Here is an 18,803-nt window from a genome sequence, read left to right on the forward strand (position 1 = left end):
CCTTTTGGCGCATTATGGTTGACGATGTGATCATACTGGTTTAATCTGTGAATATAAAATAAATTTATTCACATAATCATTTTTTTGAGAAGAGGTCGGGTATGCCCAGAAAATTTAATGAGCAGGAGAAGCAATGGATTCGGCAAAAGTTGATGGAGGAGGGCAAACGCAGCTTCGAGGCTCGAGGACTCCGGAAAACAAGTGTGGAGGATCTGACCAAAGCGACGGGCATCTCCCAAGGGGCTTTCTATCTGTTTTTCGCTTCCAAGGAAGAGCTGTTCTATGAGCTGCTGTTGGCGGAGGAAGCGTTGATTCGCGAGCAGCTGCTGGAATGGGCCGAGGCTGGGGACGTCACGAAGGCGAGCATTCGGCGATTTATTAGCGAATCGTTCAGACTGATGTCAGAGAACGCCCTCATTCGGACGATGTATTTCCAGGGCGAGCTGGAGCGACTTGTTCGAAAGCTCCCGCCGGAGAAATTGGAACAGAACTTCGCGGAGGATCAGGACGCGCTTCAGCATGTCGTCCGTAAATGGCAGGCGGCCGGGATTTTACGCAAAGAAAGGCCGGAGCTGATCGTCAGCATGTTCCGTTCGCTGGTGCTGCTGTCCTTGCACAAGCAGGAGATTGGAGAAATGATCTATGACGAGACGACGGAGCTGCTTGTGCGATTAATTGTGGACGGGATGTATGCGAGCCGGGAAGAAGAGGGGCTGAGCCATGATTGAAGTGAAGGGGCTGGAGTACGCATATCCGGGGGCGGCGAGAAAGACGCTTCACGGTCTTGATTTTCACATCGGTCGTGGAGAAATATTCGGGTTCCTCGGTCCGTCAGGTTCCGGCAAAAGCACAACACAGAAGATTCTGATCGGTGTTCTCAAAGGATATGCCGGAAGCGTGCAGGTGTTAGGACAGGAGCTTCGCCGCATAAGCCCTGATTATTATGAACGTATTGGTGTCGGGTTTGAGTTTCCTAACTTCTATGCCAAGTTCACCGTCATGGAGAATCTCAATCTGTTCCGTTCGCTCTATTCCGTTCCCACCGAGGATCCGGGGCGTCTTCTGGAGCGGGTCGGACTTGGGGACGCCGTCAACTTCAAAGTGTCCCAGCTGTCGAAAGGCATGAAAATGCGGCTTAATTTTTGCCGGGCCATCCTGCATCGCCCGCAAGTGCTGTTTCTGGATGAGCCGACGAGCGGACTTGATCCTGTGAATGCCAGGCTCATGAAGGACTTGATTCTGGAGATGAAAGCACAGGGAACGACGGTGCTGATCACCACGCATCATATGCAGGCTGCCGAAGAGCTTTGCGACCGGGTGGCTTTTATCGTGGACGGACAGATCAAGCTGATCGATTCCCCGCGTCAGCTGATGCTCAGGCAAGGGAGTAAGACGGTCCGCGTCGAGTATCGCAAGGGTGAAGAGCTCGCAGCTGAAGAATTCGCGCTTGATGGCATCGGGGGCAACGCTGCCTTTTTGCAGCTGATCAACCGCTACCCGGTGGAGACGATGCACTCTCAGGAAGCGACGCTGGAGCAGATTTTTATGGACACAACGGGGAGAAGCCTGACATGAGAGCGATGAACGCATTGATCTACGATATCCGCTTTCAGTTCCGGCATGGTTTTTATGCCGTGTATGTGCTGGTGAGCGCTTTATATGTGCTGCTGCTTTATTATGTATCGCCCGATTATAAGGAGAGGACAGCACTGCTGCTTACTTTTTCCGATCCTGGGGCAATTGGCTTGATTCTTGCCGGCGGAATCGTGCTGCTTGAGAAGGATCAAGGCGTGCATGATAGCCTATTTGTGACGCCCCTGCGATTACATGAATATTTGCTTGCCAAGGCTTTGTCCATCGCAGCGATTTCGACGGTCTCAGCATGGGGGATTCAAGTGTGTGCCATCGGCCTGCCAGCAGCACCCGTTCCATTCACATTAGGCGTGCTGCTGACGTCTGCATTGTTTACGCTGTTGTCCATTGGGATCGTGGCGCGAGCGCGCAGCATTAACGGGTTTATCTGGCTGTCGCAGCTGTACTCGCTGCCGCTGGCCGTGCCGCTGCTCGGCCTGTTCCAGATTGGCCCTTCTTCGCTATACCGGATTTTTCCAACGCAAGGTTCACTTGTGCTGCTGGGTGCGGCTCATGAACAGGTAATGATCGAGGAATATCTGTATGCGCTGGTTGTATTATCGATGGGCGTCGCCGCAGCGTATGGCTGGGCATACCGGTCGTTTGAACGGCGGGTATTGGCGCGGATTGGAAAAGGAGCGGACCTAACATGATGAACGCCCGGGCGCTGTTGAGAAACGATATTCGGCAAATGTTGAAAGATCCGATGCTGCTGGCCAGTGTAATTGGACCGCTGGCTGTGTTTGTTTTTGTACGCTATCTATTTCGACCGCTTTCCGTATGGGTAGAAGAACGCTATGCCTTCGATATGATGTCGCATGCCGAATTCGCCGCGATGTTGTTGCTGACGGTCATTCCGCTGCTGGCCGGTGTGATGACCGGACTGTTGATGCTGGATGAACGCGATGAGAATCTGATTGCCTATTTCGCAGTAACACCGCTAACGCGCAAAGGATATTACCGTTATCGGCTGCTCCTGCCGAGTGGGCTCGCATGTCTGATGTCGGCGGTGTATTTGTTATTTGGCGGCATCGTCGATGTACGTGTTGAGATGCTGTATCCTCTGCTGTTGACATCAGCTGAGGCACCTTGCATCGCTTTGTTTCTGGCCGCATTCGCTGCGAATAAGGTGGAGGGACTTGCGCTGTCCAAGCTGTGCGGACTGTTGTTTGTTGGACCTGTCCTGGTCTTCTTCGTACCTGGCCCCTGGCAGGCGGTTGGCATCATCCTCCCGACGTACTGGCCATCGGAGAGCTATCTGCAGGCAGCCTCCGGGGAGTCGGGGTTGGCAGCGGTGACGTTTGGCATCGGGGCTGCCTATCATATGCTGCTTCTCTATATAGCGGATCGCGCATTTGCGAAGCGGATGGATTAGCTGCAGGAATCAGGCGGTGATATCGCAGCGGCAAATTGTCCTCAAGTTGTTGCACTGACGGTAGGCTCGACGATGGTAATCGTATTGTTTATGGTATCGAGATTAACGGTTGCCCCAATCGGCAATGCAGCTTTATACAAGCCGTGTCCGGTGGCCAGGTTCGTCATCAGCGGCTTGCCGAGAGGAACGAGGAACTCATTGATGACATCTTCATACGAAGTGCCGTAAGCGGCCAGGCAGCCCGTGCATTCACCCATCATAATGCCGATGCAGTCCTCGAACTTCCCGGCAAGCTTCAGATCATTCAAGTATCTGTAGACCGTATTGGTCGGCTCATGAGTGTCTTCAAGCACCAGGATTTTCCCGCGGGTATCGATCTCATAAGGAGTGCCGAGCGTATCGACAAAGGAGGTCAGATTACCGCCCACCAGCGGACCGGTCACATTGCCTGCCACCCGGCTGATCAGCGGCATCCCCGGCGGGTTCTCGATCATTCTCGTCATGGTGTAGAGGGAAGTCGCGGCAAAAAACTGATCAAAATTGTAAGCCGGCGTTTCCGGCTTGAAATCAATCAGCAGGAGACTGTGGAATGTCACTAAATCGGCATATTGATGGAGCGCGTTTAACAGCACCGTAATATCACTGTAGCCGGTCACGATTTTCGGGGATTGCCGGATCACTTGAAAATCGAGATACGGGAGAATGCCGGCTACACCTGTTCCGCCTCGCGTGGGCAGAATCATGTTCACCCGCTCGTCCTGAAACATCATCATCAGGTCAGAGGCCCGCTGCTGATCGGTACCGGCAAGAAACCCGTTTTGCGCATATACATATTGCCCGAGCACCACGTTGAACCCCATCGCCCTCACATTTTCGATCCGTGCATCAATCGTGCTTGCATCAAGCGGACTGCCCAGGGTGACGATTCCAATCGTGTCTCCGGGCTGTAACATTGGCGGACGTATCGGCATGGCCTTATTTTCCTCCCTTGATATTTAGAGAAGTTATAGTCATACCGATTATATTGGCAGAGTCCTTTGTGCAGTACACAAAAAGCGCGAAGGAACATACACGGAAATCATGGAAGGCCCCAGTCATTTCCTCCTCAGAACAAATCCATCCTTCTAGGGCCCGCTTGTCCCAAGGTATAACCCTAAGGGCCTCATACAATCAGCTCAAACCGATCCCCTAATATCAATTGCTTCGAGCGATGAATTTTCTTGCCGTCCGGACTGGAGACGGTGCTTCGTATACAGAGGAGCGGGTGACCCTCTTCAATATTCAAGTAAGTCGCTACATCAAACGAAGCGTATTCCATCACGATATATTTTCGCGATATGCCAAAGGCAATTTTGTATTTATCTCTTAAAATTTCGTACAGAGATTTGTGATTCAAATCCTCCTGCAGCAAGAAGGAATAAGACGAAGGCAGGCGTGTATACTCGACGGATACCGGGACATCGTCCGCATATCGGATTCTTTCAATATTGATGATTTTATCCCCAGGTTGTAACCCCAGATGTTCTTGATCTGCTATCGTTGCATCTTCAATGACCGATTTAATCACTTTAGCGCCAGGCTTTTTATTTTGCAGTCTGCAGGTATCGCTAAAACCAATGGTCTCCGCTACATTTTTCTTGATTCTGTCCTTCGTAATGAATGTACCTTTCCCTGGAATACGAACCAGGTAACCTTCAGAAGTCAGCGAATCCAAGGCAGCCCGGACCGTGACGCGGCTTACGTTATTGCTCTCGCTTAACTCGAGCTCCGTCGGGAGTTTGTCTCCCGGCTTCAGGACACCCGAATGAATGGATTCCAAAATTTTATCTTGAAGCTGTTTATATAAAGGGGCGGATTCAGAATGATCGACCATCAGTATTACCTCCGAACAATGTCATGTATTATATTGTTTTGTTTTGATGTTTCTATTTTATAACAAAATGTACAATATGTGAACAGTACATACTGCGGTCGCATCGGGCTTACGCGATCATCTCCATCAAAAAAAGAAAAAACGCTATTGCTTCATGTATTACTTTGTGTTATTCTTTGTACGAAACATTCCAATACAAATCACCGGTGATTTTGTTGGATACAACATATGTATCATACAAAGGAGAAGAATATGGAAATAAAAGAAATTATCGAAAAAATTGTATCGGATAAAAAAGATGTGGGCGGTATTAAACAAGTATACTACGCAGCTTGTGGAGGTTCTTACGGCGCGTTTTATCCTGCAAAGACGTTTCTTGAGACCGAAGCAACTGAGATTAAAGTAGGGCTGTACAACAGCAATGAGTTTGTGCATAACACGCCTAGAGCCTTCGGAGAGAATTCGGTGCTCGTTGTCGCATCGCACAAGGGGAATACACCCGAAACGGTTAAAGCAGCGGAGATTGGCAAAAAAGCGGGAGTTCCAGTTATTGCGCTAACTTGGATCACCGATTCCCCGATTGCAGAGCATGCGGATTATGTCGTTAAGTATACCTTTGGCGAGGGCAAGGATATCGCTGGAGAGAAAACCATTAAAGCCCTGTTGACTGCGGTCGAGATTCTGAATCAAACTGAAGGATACACTCATTATGATACATTCATGGATGGCGTAGCCAAAATCGACCACATCGTTAAAAACGCTTGCAAGCATGTTGAAAAACGCGCGCTTACGTTCGCGAAAAATCACAAGGATGATAAAGTGATTTATACGATGGGAAGCGGTGCAGGCTTTGGAGCGGCTTATATGGAGAGCATTTGCATCTTCATGGAAATGCAGTGGATTAACTCGGCCAGCATTCATTCGGGTGAATTTTTCCACGGACCGTTTGAAATTACGGACGCCGAAATACCGTTTGTCCTTCAAATTTCCGAAGGCAGCACCAGAGCTCTGGATGAACGGGCGCTTCGTTTTCTGAACCGCTATGCCAAGCGAGTGGAAATATTGGACGCGAAGGATCTGGGTTTATCTACCATCGATAGCTCTGTGGTCGATTATTTCAACCATTCCTTGTTCAACAATGTATATCCGGTATACAACCAAGCACTGGCCATTGAAAGAGAGCACCCGCTTACGACACGCAGATATATGTGGAAGGTTGAGTATTAAAGAGGGGATATCTTATGACACAATACAAGGTTATCGGCATTGGCGACAATGTCGTAGATAAATATGTCCACCAGGGAATGATGTACCCTGGTGGAAATGCTCTGAATTTTAGCGCGTATGCCCGAATGAACGAGATGGAGTCAGCGTATTTGGGCAAATTCGGAAACGATCGAGTCGCTCAATACATTCAGCAGGTGTTGGATGAATTGGAGATCGAACATTCCCGAAGCCGGATCTTTGAAGGAGAGAACGGATATGCGCGGGTCACGCTGGAAGAGGGAGACCGCGTGTTTCTCGGCTCGAACAAAGGCGGGATTGCCAAGGAGAGAGCATGGGACTTCTCAGAAGAGGATCTGGAATATATTCGACAATTTTCTGTGATCCATACCAGTCTAAACAGCTATATCGAGCAGGATCTGGCGATTCTAAGGAAGTGTCAAATCCCTATTTCCTATGACTTTTCGGTCCGCTGGAATGATGATTATTTGCAGCAAGTATGCCCTTATGTGGATATTTCATTTCTATCCTGCAGCCATTTGTCCGAGAAGGAACGGGAACAGGAGATGAGGAAGGCACAGCAGCTTGGCTCGACAATGGTGATTGGAACGGTTGGAGAAAACGGCTCCTACGCCCTTTATAAAGATCACTGGATCTACCAGCCGGCAGTGCTGACGGATACGGTGGATACGATGGGAGCAGGGGATTCCTATTTAACTGCATTTATTGTAGAGATGATCAGAGCCTCACGGGACGGACAGATTCTCTCCGGCCAGGACGATGAGATGCTGGACAAGATCAAAGCAAGCATGGAGAAGGGCTCCATATTTGCTGCGAAGATATGCCGGGTTCATGGCGCCTTCGGCTATGGAACCCCAATGATATAATGTTGCATCGGCTGCGTGTAAGCGCATTCAATAGGAGGTGGAATACTCGTGTTTTGGTTTCAACTGCTCATTATTATGATCCTGATATACTTCGGCGCTAGAAAAGGCGATGTGTTTATGGGGCTGCTTGGCGGAGTTGGGGTGGCGATGTTTGTCTTCATCTTTAATGTCCAGCCATCTGCGCCTCCCATTGATGTCATGCTGATCATTCTAGCGGTGGTGCTGGCGGCTTCCGCACTGCAATCCTCCGGCGGCCTTCAATTCCTCGTTCATATAGCGGAGAAAATGCTGAAGAAATCCCCTAAAAATATCACCATTATAGCGCCTGTCATATCCTGGTTGTTTACTTTTTTGTCGGGAACGGGACATGTTGTCTACAGTTTACTGCCGATTATGAATGAGCTCGCCATTGATAACAAAATCAGACCGGAGCGGCCGATTTCAAACAGCATCATTGCTTCCCAGCAGGCCATTACATGCTCGCCGGTTTCCGCAGCAACCGCAGCGATGATCGGTTTTATGGCTCCGCTTGGCGTTGGTCTCGGCACGATTCTGGCGATTGCAATCCCCGCCACGCTGTTGGGTGTATTGACCAGTGCGATACTCACAATCCGAAAAGGGAAAGAACTGGCGGATGACCCTGAGTATTTGCGGAGATTGGCGGAGGGATTAATCGTAAAACCGGAAACGCAACAAGCCGAGAGTAAGAAAGCTTCCAAAGGAGCGAAGGCTTCGGTTGCAATATTCTTACTGGGAGTTCTTTTGATTGTGATCATGGGCATGTTTACAGAGCTGCGTCCATCCTGGGGGCAGGGCGAAGAAACCGTCATTTTATCGATGCCATACACGATCGAAATGATCATGCTGGTATGCGCCACATTAATTATTATCTTTGGACGTCCGGTGATTGAAACGATTCTGAACGGACCGATATTCAGGGCTGGGGCGTTGGCGATGGTATGTGCCTTTGGACTGGCTTGGATGAGCAGCACCTTCATCAATGGACAAACCGATTTCATCCAGGAGCATGTAACCTCCATTGTACACGGACACCCGTGGACGCTGGCCGTGATCATGTTTATCGTGGCCGCTTTAACGACAAGTCAAGGAGCCACAACGTTAATTATGGTGCCGATTGCGATCGCATTGGACCTGCCTCCGTACATTATTATCGGGGCTTGGATGGCGGTGAATGCCAACTACTTCCTGCCGGTTGCATCCCAGTGTCTAGCTGCTATTTCCTTCGACACGGCGGGCACGACGAAAATGGGACGCTTTGTGCTCAATCACAGCTTTATGATTCCTGGACTGATTAATACACTCATATCCGTGACCGTGGCTACTTTGATTGGAAGCGCTTTAATATGAGAGGCGAGGAAAGGAGAGCTCCCGCATGATTCAGTTATCACAGGTCGCAGCTGCGAATTATCACTACAAACGATACTCCCTGGACTACTTTTTGGACTCCGTCACGCGGCTCGGATTTCTTAATATTGAATTATGGGCATCTGGGCCGCATTTTCATCTGGACTATTTTACACCACAAGACGTAAAGGCGCTTCAGCATAAAATCAAAGAGAGAGGGCTAAAGGTCATCTGTTTAACGCCTGAACAGCATGTATATCCGGTAAGTATCAGTCATCCGGATCCGGAATACCGCAAAAGAAGCGTGGCGTTTTTCCAGAGACATATTGAAGCTGCTGCACTTCTGGAATGTGACAAAGTCCTGGTGACAACCGGAATCGCTTATTTGGATGCCGACGAGAATGAAGCCTGGAAATGGTGTCAGGAATCTCTGAGCGAGATTTGCAAAACCGCTGAGAAGGAGGGAGTCCTTCTTCCTATGGAAGCATTCACTTTCTATTCCACGCACGTGTTCAACCGAGCAGCGCACATTGCTGAGATGATACGCGAGGTTGGCAGCCCGAATTTGAAAGGGCTTGCAGATACGGATGTGATGGCGACCACGGGCAAGGATACTATCCACGATTTCATCAGGGAACTGGGCGATGATTTAAGCCATGTACATTTTGTTGACGGCAATCCCGGAGGGCATCTTGTGCCTGGTGAAGGCAAATTAGACATGGATGAAGTGTTGAAGGCGCTTAATGAAATCGACTATAAGGGATACCTGGGGTTGGAACTGCTGGACCGAAGATATATTTTGGAGCCGGAAATAGCGATGAGGGACGCGCGAGCCTGGTTCGCGGAGCGCTTAGGAGAACATTAGGAGAAGGAGTGAGGCACCAATGAAAGCGGACATCTATGCACATGAAGGACAAGGGATTCAGTGCGTTTATAGAAACGAGAAGTGGCTGGTATGCATTAAGAACTGGAAACCGGACAACGATATCAACGGGCTGTACCGCTTGGAAGTTCACCGTGAAACTGATGAGCAATTCATCTTGGTTCATGGCCAAGCGATCCTCATTGTTGCAGATCGTAAGGATAATCAATTCGATATCGAACTGATCAGAATGGAAGCAGGCAAAGTGTATAATGTGCCTCAGGACATCTGGTTCTATACGATCATGGAGAAAGATGCAATCATGATGTATGTCCAGGATGCCAATACCACAGAAGAAAACAGTGAGTACTGCAATTTGAGCGAAGCTGAGTTAGCTTATATCAGAGCCAGAGCTGGTGAAATTTTGAATACGTAAGTAACTCGTAGGGCCGATTCCTGAAGAAGGGATCGGCTTTTTTTATTGATTTTATATAACACTAGCGTAATCCGATATGCTAGCATAATATTATGATTACGCTTACATTGGTGACGAGAAGGCAATATGGGGGACGAGAAAAGGGTCATTGGTATATCAGTTCAGGCATGTTAAAAAGGAGGGGTGCAGCAATGCTGCAGGTGCTTCTGGTGGATGATGAGCCGTGGGTGCTTGAAGGGCTGCGGTCCATGGTGAACTGGCAAAGACACGGATTCGAGGTATGCGCGGAGGCGATGGACGGCTCCAGTGCGATGATGATGATAACCAAGCTGCGGCCGGATCTGGTGCTGACGGATATTCGCATGCCGGCTGTCAGCGGATTGGAGATGATTGAGCAGGCCCGGCGTACGATTGCCAAGCCTCCCCAATTTATCATTTTGAGCGGGTATGATGATTTTGAGTATGCCAAGATCGCGATGCGAAACCGGGTGGCTGATTATTTGCTCAAGCCGATTGATGAAGAGGAGATTGAGCTTGTGCTGGCCCGCATCAGCCAGCGAATAACCGAGGACCGCATCACCGCACAGCTCTGGTCTCATCAGCAATCGCTTGTGATCAACCATATGCTGAACCGGCTGGTTCAGGGCGAGAGCGATGAAGGGCTGGGGAAGGAAGCGGCAGCACTTCTTAAATGGCAGGAGGACACCGAGGTGCGATGTGTGTTGGTGGAGGCCAGTCCGCATTTGCACAGCCTGCTGCCGGCCATACAAAGGAGCCTGTCGTCTGCGGGGCGAACTTTTCAGGATAGCAGAAACCGGATTGGCATCGTTGTAAGTGCGGCTGACATGGCAAAATCGCAACTGGAGGAGCTGCTGGAGCAGATATGCCAGGAGTATTCCACTCCTGAACAGCAGGTGGTGCTGGCGGTGAGCGAGCGGGCGCACGGCTTGCGTTCTATCCGAAAGCTGTACAGACAGGCGCTGGACATTTGCACAGCCAAACAAAGTGAAGGGAAATCGGGGGTATATTGGCACTGTGCCCGCAGTGTCAGCGACGGAACGGAAGGCGGAGCGAAATACGGGGTGAAGCAGCTGTTGACTCAGATCGCGGCAGGACAATCGGATGGTATGAAGGCTGCGGCGGAAGAGATCTTTGCAGCGCTTGCGCGGAGCAGGTCGGGAATTCCGGCGGTTACCGCGTTCATTGCCAATCTGGAGCTGGAGCTGTGCCGTTACATCGTTCGCTCCGGCGGCGATGCGGATCTGTTCATGCAGCAGATGCGGGAGGGAGGCGGAGCATTGGCGGAACTGGAGGACTATGCAGCTCTCAAGGCGTATATGCTCCGGCTGTGTGCGGAAGCGGCCGACCTGTTCGTCCGATTGCAGCACGAGCATGAGCAGAACACGATACGGCAGGTGATTCAGTATGTGGATGAACAGTTTCGCTCGAAGCTGAAGCTGCGCGGTCTGGCTGACAGGTTCCATATGAACCCGGCTTATTTGGGGCAAGCGTTCAAGAAGCAGACCGGGATGCCTTTCAACGACTACATTAACACCAAGCGGGTGGAGGAAGCGAAGCTGCTGCTAAAGCGATCGCAGTTGAAAATATCCGATGTCGCCCGTCAGGTTGGATATTCCAACACCGATTATTTTATAAGCAAGTTCAAACAGGCTACCGGCGTGCTGCCCTCGGTATACAAGCAGCATGACGGGACGGGCAAACCGGCGGATTGAGCCATAGCGGGGGCGGTGTACAGATGCGCAGAAGATTCAGGCTGCGGGGATGGATTAATGATATTCCGTTAAGGTACAAGTTTTTGCTCGTTTTCCTGGTCGGGGTACTGCTGCCGATTCTGGTGATTCATATTCTGCTGATGGACCGGATGTCCGGTTTCATCATGGAGCGGGAGCAGCAGAACCTGGATATTTCGATGGAGCGGGCTCGAAAGGATATTTACGATTTTATCGAGGGCGGCGTGGCCGTCAGCCATGCGCTCAACACGGATAAGGCACTATATGAGATGCTGGACCGAACCTACACTGGCCCGATCGATTTTTACGACACGTTTGACGAGAAGCTTCGGAATCGGGTAGCAAGCTACATCCCGGTAAATCGCCAAATTTTAAGAATCGGAATCTTTACCGACAATCCGACCATTGTGCCGGGCGGAAACTACTATGTCATTGATGACGAGGTGAAGAACAGCGAGTGGTACCGGCTGTGGAGAGCATCGGAGCATCCGGTCACGGTCGCTTCATACCAGGCAGCGCAGACGAACGACCGAACACAGACGGTGCCGTTCCTAAGTGTGATTGAGCAGATGGACTATTATGATTCCTATAGCAGATACAACAAGGTGCTGCGGATTGATATTGATCTTGGCATCATCTATGAAGTCATTGCCCGTGAGCGAAATTATTTGGATTTATATCTGATCAACGAGCAGGATGAAATCATTATGTCCGTAGCAGGCTACCGCAAGGCAGGAGCGGAAGGGTATCCCAAATTTGAATTTACAGAGGACCATCTGCAGCAGGGGGCCGAGATCGTGTCGATTGGCAGCGCCCGATACGTTAAAGGCTGGCGTCTGATCGGAATACCGCAAGGAGCAAGGGTGGCTAATGCGATGTTCGAAATGCGGCTGTATGTCGGTCTGCTGGCCATTGCGGTGACACTGATTGCATCGATTTTTATCTATGTGCTTCTCCGATCGTACCACTACCGGGTGAAGCGATTGTCCCGACATATGCACAAGGTGACCAATGAGAAGTTCGACCTGATCGAGATCGATGAGGGACGTGATGAGATCGGCGGGGTGATCCGCAATTTCAACCGGATGACCACGAGGATCAACTCGCTCATCAACAATGTATACAAACTGGAGATCCAGAAGAAAAGCCTGGAGATGGAGCAGGTGCGGGCAGAACTGAACTTTCTGCAAAGCCAGATGAATCCGCATTTTCTGTTCAACACGCTGAATGCCATTCTGGTGGTCTGCACGAAGCATCAATATACGGAAGTGACGGACATCATTAAGAGTCTGTCCAAGCTGCTGCGCCGTTTGCTGCAGTGGAAGGAGGATCTGGTTACGCTTGAGGAAGAGATGATGTTCATCGAAATGTATTTGAAAATCGAGAAGTTCCGTTTCCGGGACAAATTTGAGTATGAGTTCGACATCGACGAGAAGACGCTGGGCTACAAAATTCCGAAAATGAGCATCCAGCCGCTGGTGGAGAACGCCTGCAAGCACGGGATTCAAACGGTCAAGTCGATGGGGCTGATCAGGGTTACAGCTTCGGTGGGGGATGCCATGCTGCGGATCGTCATCTCTGATAACGGCAAAGGCATTGAGCCGGAGAAGCTGCGGGAGATGCTGGTATCGATGCGCAGTGAAAATGCGCATGGCAACAGCGTTGGCATTCGCAATGTGTACCGCAGACTTGAGCTGTATTATAACGATCAGGTTCGTTTTGACATTCGAAGCAGTCTGAATGAAGGAACCCATGTCTCCTTCGACATTCCGCTTCAGCTGCTGGACAATCCGGATTCGAATCAGGGGGAACTCTAATGGGAAACACGGTGTTCAAAGTGCTGTTGATTGACGATGAGCCCGGAGCACTGGAAGGGATGCAGCTGTGGATTGATTGGGCAAAGCTCGGGTATGAAGTATGCGGTAGCTGCGAAAATGGTGTGGAAGGTCTCAAGCTGATGGAGCAGCTGCGGCCCGAACTCGTCATTACGGATGTCCGTATGCCCTTGATGGACGGACTAGAGCTGATCGAGGCGTGGAGGCAACGAGGGGGCTGGCCGGTCCGGTTTGCCATCGTCAGCGGGTACAGCGAATTTCAATACGCGCAGAAGGCGTTACGCTTTGGCGTCTCCCACTACTTTCTCAAGCCGATTGATGAGGAAAGTGTGTCGGAGGAGCTGAGAGGGATTTACAAGGAACTGCTGGGCGAACAGGAGCGTCAGCGCATCCACCGGATCGCTTCCTATGAAGAAGCGGTGACCGCGATTGAGAGCCTGCTCTATCCCCAGTATGCGTCTGCGGAGAAGCAGAGAGTCATTGATCGCCTCTCCGAGCTGTGTGAGGCATGGAATGTGTGTCTGATCCAGGCGGATGCACAGAGACGAATGGAGCTCAAGGAGCGTCTGCTGTTCGCTCCCCATGATCCGAGGGCATCGTACTGGATTGATCTGGATAACACCGGATCGGCTCTTGTGTTCGGGTATGCCCCGAATGAAGACGGGCCGGACGGCATAGGCCGCATTCAGCGACTGGCGAGTGTGGCCGGCAGCTCGCGGGAATTCATCGGATTAGGAAGGGGCACGCCTTCCCTGCGCGGGATTGAAGCCAGCTACCGCGAGGCGAAGGAGTTGCTGCAGCTTCAGTTTTATGAATACGTGCATACCGGAATCAAGCGGCGCAGCGCTGTACAGCTGCGAGCCTTCAACTATCGCTACGACCAGGTCAGTCAGGCGGACCGCATCATCACCGCGCTTCAGCTGCTCGATAAATCAGGCTTCGAGGAAGCGGTATGGGCTGCGGCGCGGCATTTCCGCGATGAATGGGTTGCGCCCGAGATTGTCATCCATTTTGTGGCCCATTTGTTTTTCCAGATCAGTGAGCTGGTTAAAGAGATGCCGGACGCAGCTGAACGTCTTCTGGAGAAATACAATCCGTCCCGCATCCCGGGCCAGGCGGTAATGATGGATGATTTGATCGATCAGCTGCGTGCATTCGGATTTGAATGCATCGATCTGCTGCTTGAGGAGAACATGCGTGTCTCCCAAGGAATCATTCACGACATCAACCAATATATCCGGGCCCATTACCGCGAAGCCTTGACCATTAAGAAGCTGGCGGAGATCTTTTACCTGCACCCGGTGTATCTGGGGCAATTGCTCATGAAGAAGAATGGTGTCGGATTTAACGAGTGGGTGCATAACCTCCGGATTGAGGAGGCCACCCGGCTGCTTCGGCTTAACCAGTATAAAAACAGCGAAATCGCGGAACAGGTAGGCTATGTGAATTACAGCCAGTTCCTGAAACAATTCGAGAAACGATTGGGAATGTCCCCTAATGAATACAAAAACAGGAACTAAAGTTTTTAGGGGTAATGCTTTAATTGTGTTATAGTTTCGCGCTTGGCAGCGCTTTTACAATAAGGATAAGTTATTGAAAGGGCTTTCAGTCCCTGGAATAACCATATCATTTCGGAGGTGCTTTATATGGGGGGAAAGAATAAGTCGGTACTCCGGTTCAGCATGATGCTGCTGCTTTCGCTTGGTCTCGTACTATCGGCTTGCAGCGGCGGTAACAACCAGGGAGCTGCCAAGAACGATAATAACGGACAGGCAGCCGGGGATAATGTTGCGAATGGAGTCGAGCCGTTTGAAATTTCGGTTTTCATCGGTCAGCCCGACCAACAACCAACACCTGACAACAAGATTTATAAATTAATCAGGGAAAAGACAGGAGCATCCTTCAAATTCGAGTTCCTGGCAGGCGATATTGACCAGAAGCTCGGCGTTATGATTGCAGGCGGCGATTATCCGGACATGATGACAGCGAATCAAAAGCTGACAGCTGCCGGTGCCTTTATCCCGCTCGAGGATTTGATTGAAGAACATGCGCCAAACTTGAAGAAGCATTATGAGAAGTACTGGAACATGATGAAAGACCCGAATGACGGTCATATTTACAATCTTCCAAACTACGGTGTAACGAATGCGGACGTTACCTCGTCTTGGTATTCGGGCCCGGCTTTCTGGATTCAGAAGGACGTGTTGGCAGAGGCGGGATATCCAGAGGTTAAAACCTTGGATCAATATTTTGACTTGATTAAACAATACAAGGAAAAGTATCCGACCATCGACGGTACGCCGACGATCGGCTTTGAAATTCTGAACTATGACTGGAAGAACTGGGGGCTGTTCAATGCTCCTCAGCATTTGATTGGTCATCCGAACGATGGCGGTGTGGTCGTTAAAGACGGCAAGGCGGAAATTTTTGCCGACAAGGACTATGCCAAACGTTATTATCAAAAGCTGAACGAAATGAATGCCCTGGGTATTATCGATAAAGAAGCGTTCACCCAGAACTTTGACCAGTATATGGCAAAAATATCCAGCGGTGCAGTTCTTGGTATGTTTGACCAGCACTGGAACTTCCAAAGTGCAGAGGACGCGCTGATTACTCAGAAGAAAGATGAAAGAACGTATGTCGGTCTTCCGCTTGTATTTGATGAAGGCATCCGGGATCATTACAAAGATCGTCCGGCTTTGAACCTCAATAACGGTTTCGGGATCACGGTCAACGCATCCGAAGAGCAGGCGATTCGAATTATCAAATTGTTGGATACGCTGATTCAAGAAGATTGGCAAAAAATCTTGTCCTGGGGGATTGAAGGGGAAGATTACATTGTCAAGGACGGCCGCTTCATGAAAACGCAAGAGCAACGCGATCAGTTTACCGATGCAACCTGGAAGCTCGCGAACAAAGCCGATTCTTTCCACGGTCAAGCACCAAAAATGGAAGGTTTATTCTCGGACGGCAACGCTACAGATGCCGCTGCCCAGCCTGAAGAAATGGTAGCCGCTTTGAGGGAGTATGACAAGAACTTCCTTGCCCAATACGGTTTCAACAGCTATGTTGACTTCTTCAGTCCGGCTCCTGAGAACGACATCGCTTACCCGGCATGGTCTGTCGACCTGGTAGACGGATCTGAAGCGAAAATCGTGAATACGAAGCAAAATGAGTTGTCCACGAAGTTCTTACCGAAAGCCATTCTTGCTAAACCAGAAGAATTCGACAGCGTCTGGGATGAGTACGTCTCTGAAATCCGCAAGCTCAACATCAAGGCTTATGAAGATCGGATTAATGAAGTGCTGCAATGGAGAAGAGACACTTGGTCTGTTAAGTAAGGCAACGGAAGGTAGATGAATCGGAAACGGGAAGGCTTCATGCCTTCCTTGTTTACGAAATATGGGGTTTTGGGGAGAACAAACTTATGGAAGAGACCTTTGTCAAAGACTCTGCCGTCCGGAAGCCTAAGACAAACAAGAAAATCACCTGGGCCGTACTCAAAGAACAGAGACAGTTGATCTATATGTCGGTGCCTCTGATGGCTTACATCATCTTGTTTGCCTACGTTCCTATTTGGGGATGGACCATGGCTTTCCAGGACTACAAGCCGGCTAGAGACTTTAGTGAACAGACGTGGGTAGGATTTAAACATTTCGAATTTCTTTTTAAGGATGAAAGTTTCCTGCAAGTGCTTCGCAATACGCTCGCAATGAGTGTTATCAATATGATTCTCGGCTTTACGACTGCAATTATCCTTGCATTGCTACTGAATGAAATCAAGAAAGTGGTTTGGAAAAGAACCGTACAGACGATCTCCTATCTTCCGCACTTTCTATCCTGGATCATCGTAACCGGGATTGTGGCGACGAGCTTGGCTTCGGACGGAATCATCAATGATATCCTTATGAAGCTGCATCTCATCAAGGAGCCGATCCAATGGCTCAGTGAAGGCAAATACTTCTGGGGAATCGTCGGGGCGTCGCATGTTTGGAAAGAAGTCGGCTGGAATACGATTATATATTTGGCTGCGATGGCATCCATCGACCCGGCGCTTTATGAGGCTGCCGATATGGACGGGGCAAGCCGCTATCGGAAAATGTTCCATGTCACTTTGCCGGGCATTAAGCCAACGATCATCATTCTGTTGATCATGCAGGTCGGTCACATTCTGGAAGCAGGATTCGAGGTTCAATACTTGCTGGGCAACGGCCTTGTTGTCGACTGGTCGCAAACGATTGACATTTTCGTGCTGAAGTACGGGCTTGCCCAAGGAAATTACTCATTAGCAACGGCTGCCGGTATATTTAAAACGGTCGTTAGTGTGACGCTGTTATTGATTGCAAACGGAGTCGCGAAACGGCTAGGGGAAGAGAGGCTGCTATAATGGCAAATCAACCAACCAGCCCTGGGCCAGCAACTGCTGCCGCAGCGCCTAAATCCGTCAGAAAAAAAAGAGTAGAGCCGATCCTTTTTAATACGTTCAATACCTTGTTCATGATAGGTCTTGTCATTGTCACATTATATCCGTTCCTGAACACGATCGTCGTTTCCCTGAATGCGGGGAATGATACGATCCGGGGCGGAATCTATCTCTGGCCGAGGGAATTTACTTGGCAGAATTACAAGGCGGTATTTGCTTCGGGAACGATATATGATGCGTTCTGGGTTTCCGTGGCACGAACGGTGCTTTCAACGCTGCTGAATCTGGTCTTGACCACGATGCTGGCATATACGCTGAGTCGTCGGGAATATGTGTTCCGCAAGCCGATTACATTGATCTTTATTCTGACGATGTACTTTAACGCCGGTTTGATTCCTGGATATTTTCTGATGAAGGACTTGCACCTGCTGAATTCATTCTGGGTATATGTAATCCCGTCGATGATCAGCGCATTCAATATGATCGTTATCCGGACGTATATCGGAACGATTTCGGAAAGCTTGGTCGAATCGGCAAGAATTGACGGAGCCGGGGATTTTAAAATCTTCGTCCGGATCATCTTCCCGCTGTGTAAGCCGGTGCTGGCAACTATTGCGCTTTTCGTGGCCGTGGGAGCTTGGAACTCCTGGTTCGATGCATTCATCTATACCTCCTCCCGCCAAGAGCTGAGCACTTTGCAGTATGAGCTGATGAAGCTGCTGTCATCCAGTATGAACGCGAACAGCAATCCGGCAGTGGCTGCCGGAGCCGGGATGACGCAGGACGCTGCGGTGAACATGGTAACGCCGATTTCGATTCGCGCTGCCGTAACGGTCGTGGCATCCGTTCCGATTCTTCTGGTTTATCCATTTGTGCAAAAGTATTTTGTTGTCGGTCTGAATGTCGGCGGTGTCAAAGAGTAAGCAGACACACATGAAAACACCGGTTCAAGCAGGAGTGCAGCTCCTTGCCTGATCCGGTGTTTTGTTTTGACCAAGGGGTCCCACTCCGCCCCGCAGGTGCGTGGCGAGGCGTGCAGCGGTCCCTGGCTGCTCCACCTCGCAGGTGCATGGCGAGGCGTGCAGCGGTCCCGGTCGCTCCACCTCGCAGGTGCATGGCGAAGCGTGCAGCGGTCCCGGT

The 18,803-nt window shown here is 50.2% G+C and carries 17 protein-coding genes; 15 read left to right on the forward strand and 2 right to left on the reverse strand.

Going from position 1 to position 18,803, the window contains the following annotated elements:
- The first annotated feature begins 101 nt into the window (after window positions 1–101).
- The 4 genes from CHH67_RS05965 to CHH67_RS05980 are packed head-to-tail and all read left to right on the forward strand — an operon-like array spanning window position 102 to window position 3,007.
- Window positions 102–728: a TetR/AcrR family transcriptional regulator gene (locus CHH67_RS05965; protein ID WP_095264138.1), complete on the forward strand. Its 627-nt coding sequence runs from the start codon at window positions 102–104 to the stop codon at window positions 726–728.
- Entirely contained in the window at window positions 721–1,575 is an 855-nt protein-coding gene (locus CHH67_RS05970; protein WP_095264140.1) for an ABC transporter ATP-binding protein, read from the forward strand. Before CHH67_RS05965 ends, CHH67_RS05970 begins: the two co-directional genes overlap by 8 nt.
- Entirely contained in the window at window positions 1,572–2,285 is a 714-nt protein-coding gene (locus CHH67_RS05975) for a fluoroquinolone export ABC transporter permease subunit (protein ID WP_095264142.1), read from the forward strand. Before CHH67_RS05970 ends, CHH67_RS05975 begins: the two co-directional genes overlap by 4 nt.
- Window positions 2,282–3,007, forward strand: a complete 726-nt coding sequence (locus tag CHH67_RS05980; protein WP_244908098.1) for a hypothetical protein — start codon at window positions 2,282–2,284, stop codon at window positions 3,005–3,007. The genes CHH67_RS05975 and CHH67_RS05980 overlap by 4 nt, the downstream gene beginning before the upstream one ends.
- 41 nt (window positions 3,008–3,048) lie before the next feature.
- Here CHH67_RS05980 and CHH67_RS05985 read toward each other — a convergent pair whose 3' ends face one another.
- The gene (locus CHH67_RS05985; protein WP_095264143.1) at window positions 3,049–3,978 is read right to left on the reverse strand and encodes a S66 peptidase family protein; all 930 of its coding nucleotides are present in this window, start codon (window positions 3,976–3,978) and stop codon (window positions 3,049–3,051) included.
- 191 nt (window positions 3,979–4,169) lie between these two features.
- The gene (locus CHH67_RS05990; protein ID WP_095264144.1) at window positions 4,170–4,880 is read right to left on the reverse strand and encodes a GntR family transcriptional regulator; all 711 of its coding nucleotides are present in this window, start codon (window positions 4,878–4,880) and stop codon (window positions 4,170–4,172) included.
- A 252-nt stretch (window positions 4,881–5,132) separates the two neighbouring features.
- Here CHH67_RS05990 and CHH67_RS05995 point away from each other — a divergent pair, with 252 nt between their 5' ends.
- From CHH67_RS05995 to CHH67_RS06045, 11 genes are all read left to right on the forward strand, one after another.
- The gene (locus CHH67_RS05995) at window positions 5,133–6,107 is read left to right on the forward strand and encodes an SIS domain-containing protein (RefSeq protein WP_095264146.1); all 975 of its coding nucleotides are present in this window, start codon (window positions 5,133–5,135) and stop codon (window positions 6,105–6,107) included.
- Between the two features lie 14 nt (window positions 6,108–6,121).
- Window positions 6,122–6,991, forward strand: a complete 870-nt coding sequence (locus CHH67_RS06000; RefSeq protein ID WP_095264148.1) for a fructoselysine 6-kinase — start codon at window positions 6,122–6,124, stop codon at window positions 6,989–6,991.
- A 48-nt stretch (window positions 6,992–7,039) separates the two neighbouring features.
- Window positions 7,040–8,359 (forward strand): anaerobic C4-dicarboxylate transporter family protein, encoded by a 1,320-nt coding sequence (locus CHH67_RS06005; protein WP_095264150.1) that lies wholly within the window; start codon window positions 7,040–7,042, stop codon window positions 8,357–8,359.
- Between the two features lie 25 nt (window positions 8,360–8,384).
- Window positions 8,385–9,221 carry a sugar phosphate isomerase/epimerase family protein gene (locus tag CHH67_RS06010; RefSeq protein ID WP_095264152.1) on the forward strand — a complete coding sequence of 279 codons (837 nt, stop codon included), beginning with the start codon at window positions 8,385–8,387 and terminating at the stop codon, window positions 9,219–9,221.
- A gap of 19 nt (window positions 9,222–9,240) precedes the next feature.
- Window positions 9,241–9,654 carry a cupin gene (locus CHH67_RS06015; protein WP_095264155.1) on the forward strand — a complete coding sequence of 138 codons (414 nt, stop codon included), beginning with the start codon at window positions 9,241–9,243 and terminating at the stop codon, window positions 9,652–9,654.
- Between the two features lie 191 nt (window positions 9,655–9,845).
- A complete protein-coding gene (locus CHH67_RS06020) occupies window positions 9,846–11,387 on the forward strand; it encodes a response regulator (RefSeq protein ID WP_095264157.1) in 1,542 nt (513 codons plus the stop codon).
- Window positions 11,388–11,410: 23 nt separating this feature from the next.
- The gene (locus tag CHH67_RS06025; RefSeq protein ID WP_095264159.1) at window positions 11,411–13,222 is read left to right on the forward strand and encodes a sensor histidine kinase; all 1,812 of its coding nucleotides are present in this window, start codon (window positions 11,411–11,413) and stop codon (window positions 13,220–13,222) included.
- The gene (locus tag CHH67_RS06030; protein ID WP_095264161.1) at window positions 13,222–14,760 is read left to right on the forward strand and encodes a response regulator transcription factor; all 1,539 of its coding nucleotides are present in this window, start codon (window positions 13,222–13,224) and stop codon (window positions 14,758–14,760) included. The genes CHH67_RS06025 and CHH67_RS06030 overlap by 1 nt, the downstream gene beginning before the upstream one ends.
- Window positions 14,761–14,886: 126 nt before the next feature.
- Window positions 14,887–16,581: an extracellular solute-binding protein gene (locus tag CHH67_RS06035; protein WP_095264163.1), complete on the forward strand. Its 1,695-nt coding sequence runs from the start codon at window positions 14,887–14,889 to the stop codon at window positions 16,579–16,581.
- Window positions 16,582–16,667: 86 nt separating this feature from the next.
- Window positions 16,668–17,627: an ABC transporter permease gene (locus CHH67_RS06040; protein WP_095264165.1), complete on the forward strand. Its 960-nt coding sequence runs from the start codon at window positions 16,668–16,670 to the stop codon at window positions 17,625–17,627.
- On the forward strand, window positions 17,627–18,586 hold the full coding sequence (locus tag CHH67_RS06045) for a carbohydrate ABC transporter permease (RefSeq protein ID WP_095264168.1): 960 nt from the start codon (window positions 17,627–17,629) through the stop codon (window positions 18,584–18,586). The genes CHH67_RS06040 and CHH67_RS06045 overlap by 1 nt, the downstream gene beginning before the upstream one ends.
- Window positions 18,587–18,803: the final 217 nt, after the last annotated feature.

Source organism: Paenibacillus campinasensis, from assembly GCF_002272015.1.
GTDB lineage: Bacteria > Bacillota > Bacilli > Paenibacillales > Paenibacillaceae > Paenibacillus_AQ > Paenibacillus_AQ campinasensis.

Bases quoted from the DNA above. Each gene is read 5' to 3' on its own strand.
- CHH67_RS05965 (WP_095264138.1), top strand. From the start codon at position 102: ATGCCCAGAAAATTTAATGAGCAGGAGAAGCAATGGATTCGGCAAAAG.
- CHH67_RS05970 (WP_095264140.1), top strand. From the start codon at position 721: ATGATTGAAGTGAAGGGGCTGGAGTACGCATATCCGGGGGCGGCGAGA.
- CHH67_RS05975 (WP_095264142.1), top strand. From the start codon at position 1,572: ATGAGAGCGATGAACGCATTGATCTACGATATCCGCTTTCAGTTCCGG.
- CHH67_RS05980 (WP_244908098.1), top strand. From the start codon at position 2,282: ATGATGAACGCCCGGGCGCTGTTGAGAAACGATATTCGGCAAATGTTG.
- CHH67_RS05985 (WP_095264143.1), bottom strand. From the start codon at position 3,978: ATGCCGATACGTCCGCCAATGTTACAGCCCGGAGACACGATTGGAATC.
- CHH67_RS05990 (WP_095264144.1), bottom strand. From the start codon at position 4,880: ATGGTCGATCATTCTGAATCCGCCCCTTTATATAAACAGCTTCAAGAT.
- CHH67_RS05995 (WP_095264146.1), top strand. From the start codon at position 5,133: ATGGAAATAAAAGAAATTATCGAAAAAATTGTATCGGATAAAAAAGAT.
- CHH67_RS06000 (WP_095264148.1), top strand. From the start codon at position 6,122: ATGACACAATACAAGGTTATCGGCATTGGCGACAATGTCGTAGATAAA.
- CHH67_RS06010 (WP_095264152.1), top strand. From the start codon at position 8,385: ATGATTCAGTTATCACAGGTCGCAGCTGCGAATTATCACTACAAACGA.
- CHH67_RS06015 (WP_095264155.1), top strand. From the start codon at position 9,241: ATGAAAGCGGACATCTATGCACATGAAGGACAAGGGATTCAGTGCGTT.
- CHH67_RS06020 (WP_095264157.1), top strand. From the start codon at position 9,846: ATGCTGCAGGTGCTTCTGGTGGATGATGAGCCGTGGGTGCTTGAAGGG.
- CHH67_RS06025 (WP_095264159.1), top strand. From the start codon at position 11,411: ATGCGCAGAAGATTCAGGCTGCGGGGATGGATTAATGATATTCCGTTA.
- CHH67_RS06030 (WP_095264161.1), top strand. From the start codon at position 13,222: ATGGGAAACACGGTGTTCAAAGTGCTGTTGATTGACGATGAGCCCGGA.
- CHH67_RS06035 (WP_095264163.1), top strand. From the start codon at position 14,887: ATGGGGGGAAAGAATAAGTCGGTACTCCGGTTCAGCATGATGCTGCTG.
- CHH67_RS06040 (WP_095264165.1), top strand. From the start codon at position 16,668: ATGGAAGAGACCTTTGTCAAAGACTCTGCCGTCCGGAAGCCTAAGACA.
- CHH67_RS06045 (WP_095264168.1), top strand. From the start codon at position 17,627: ATGGCAAATCAACCAACCAGCCCTGGGCCAGCAACTGCTGCCGCAGCG.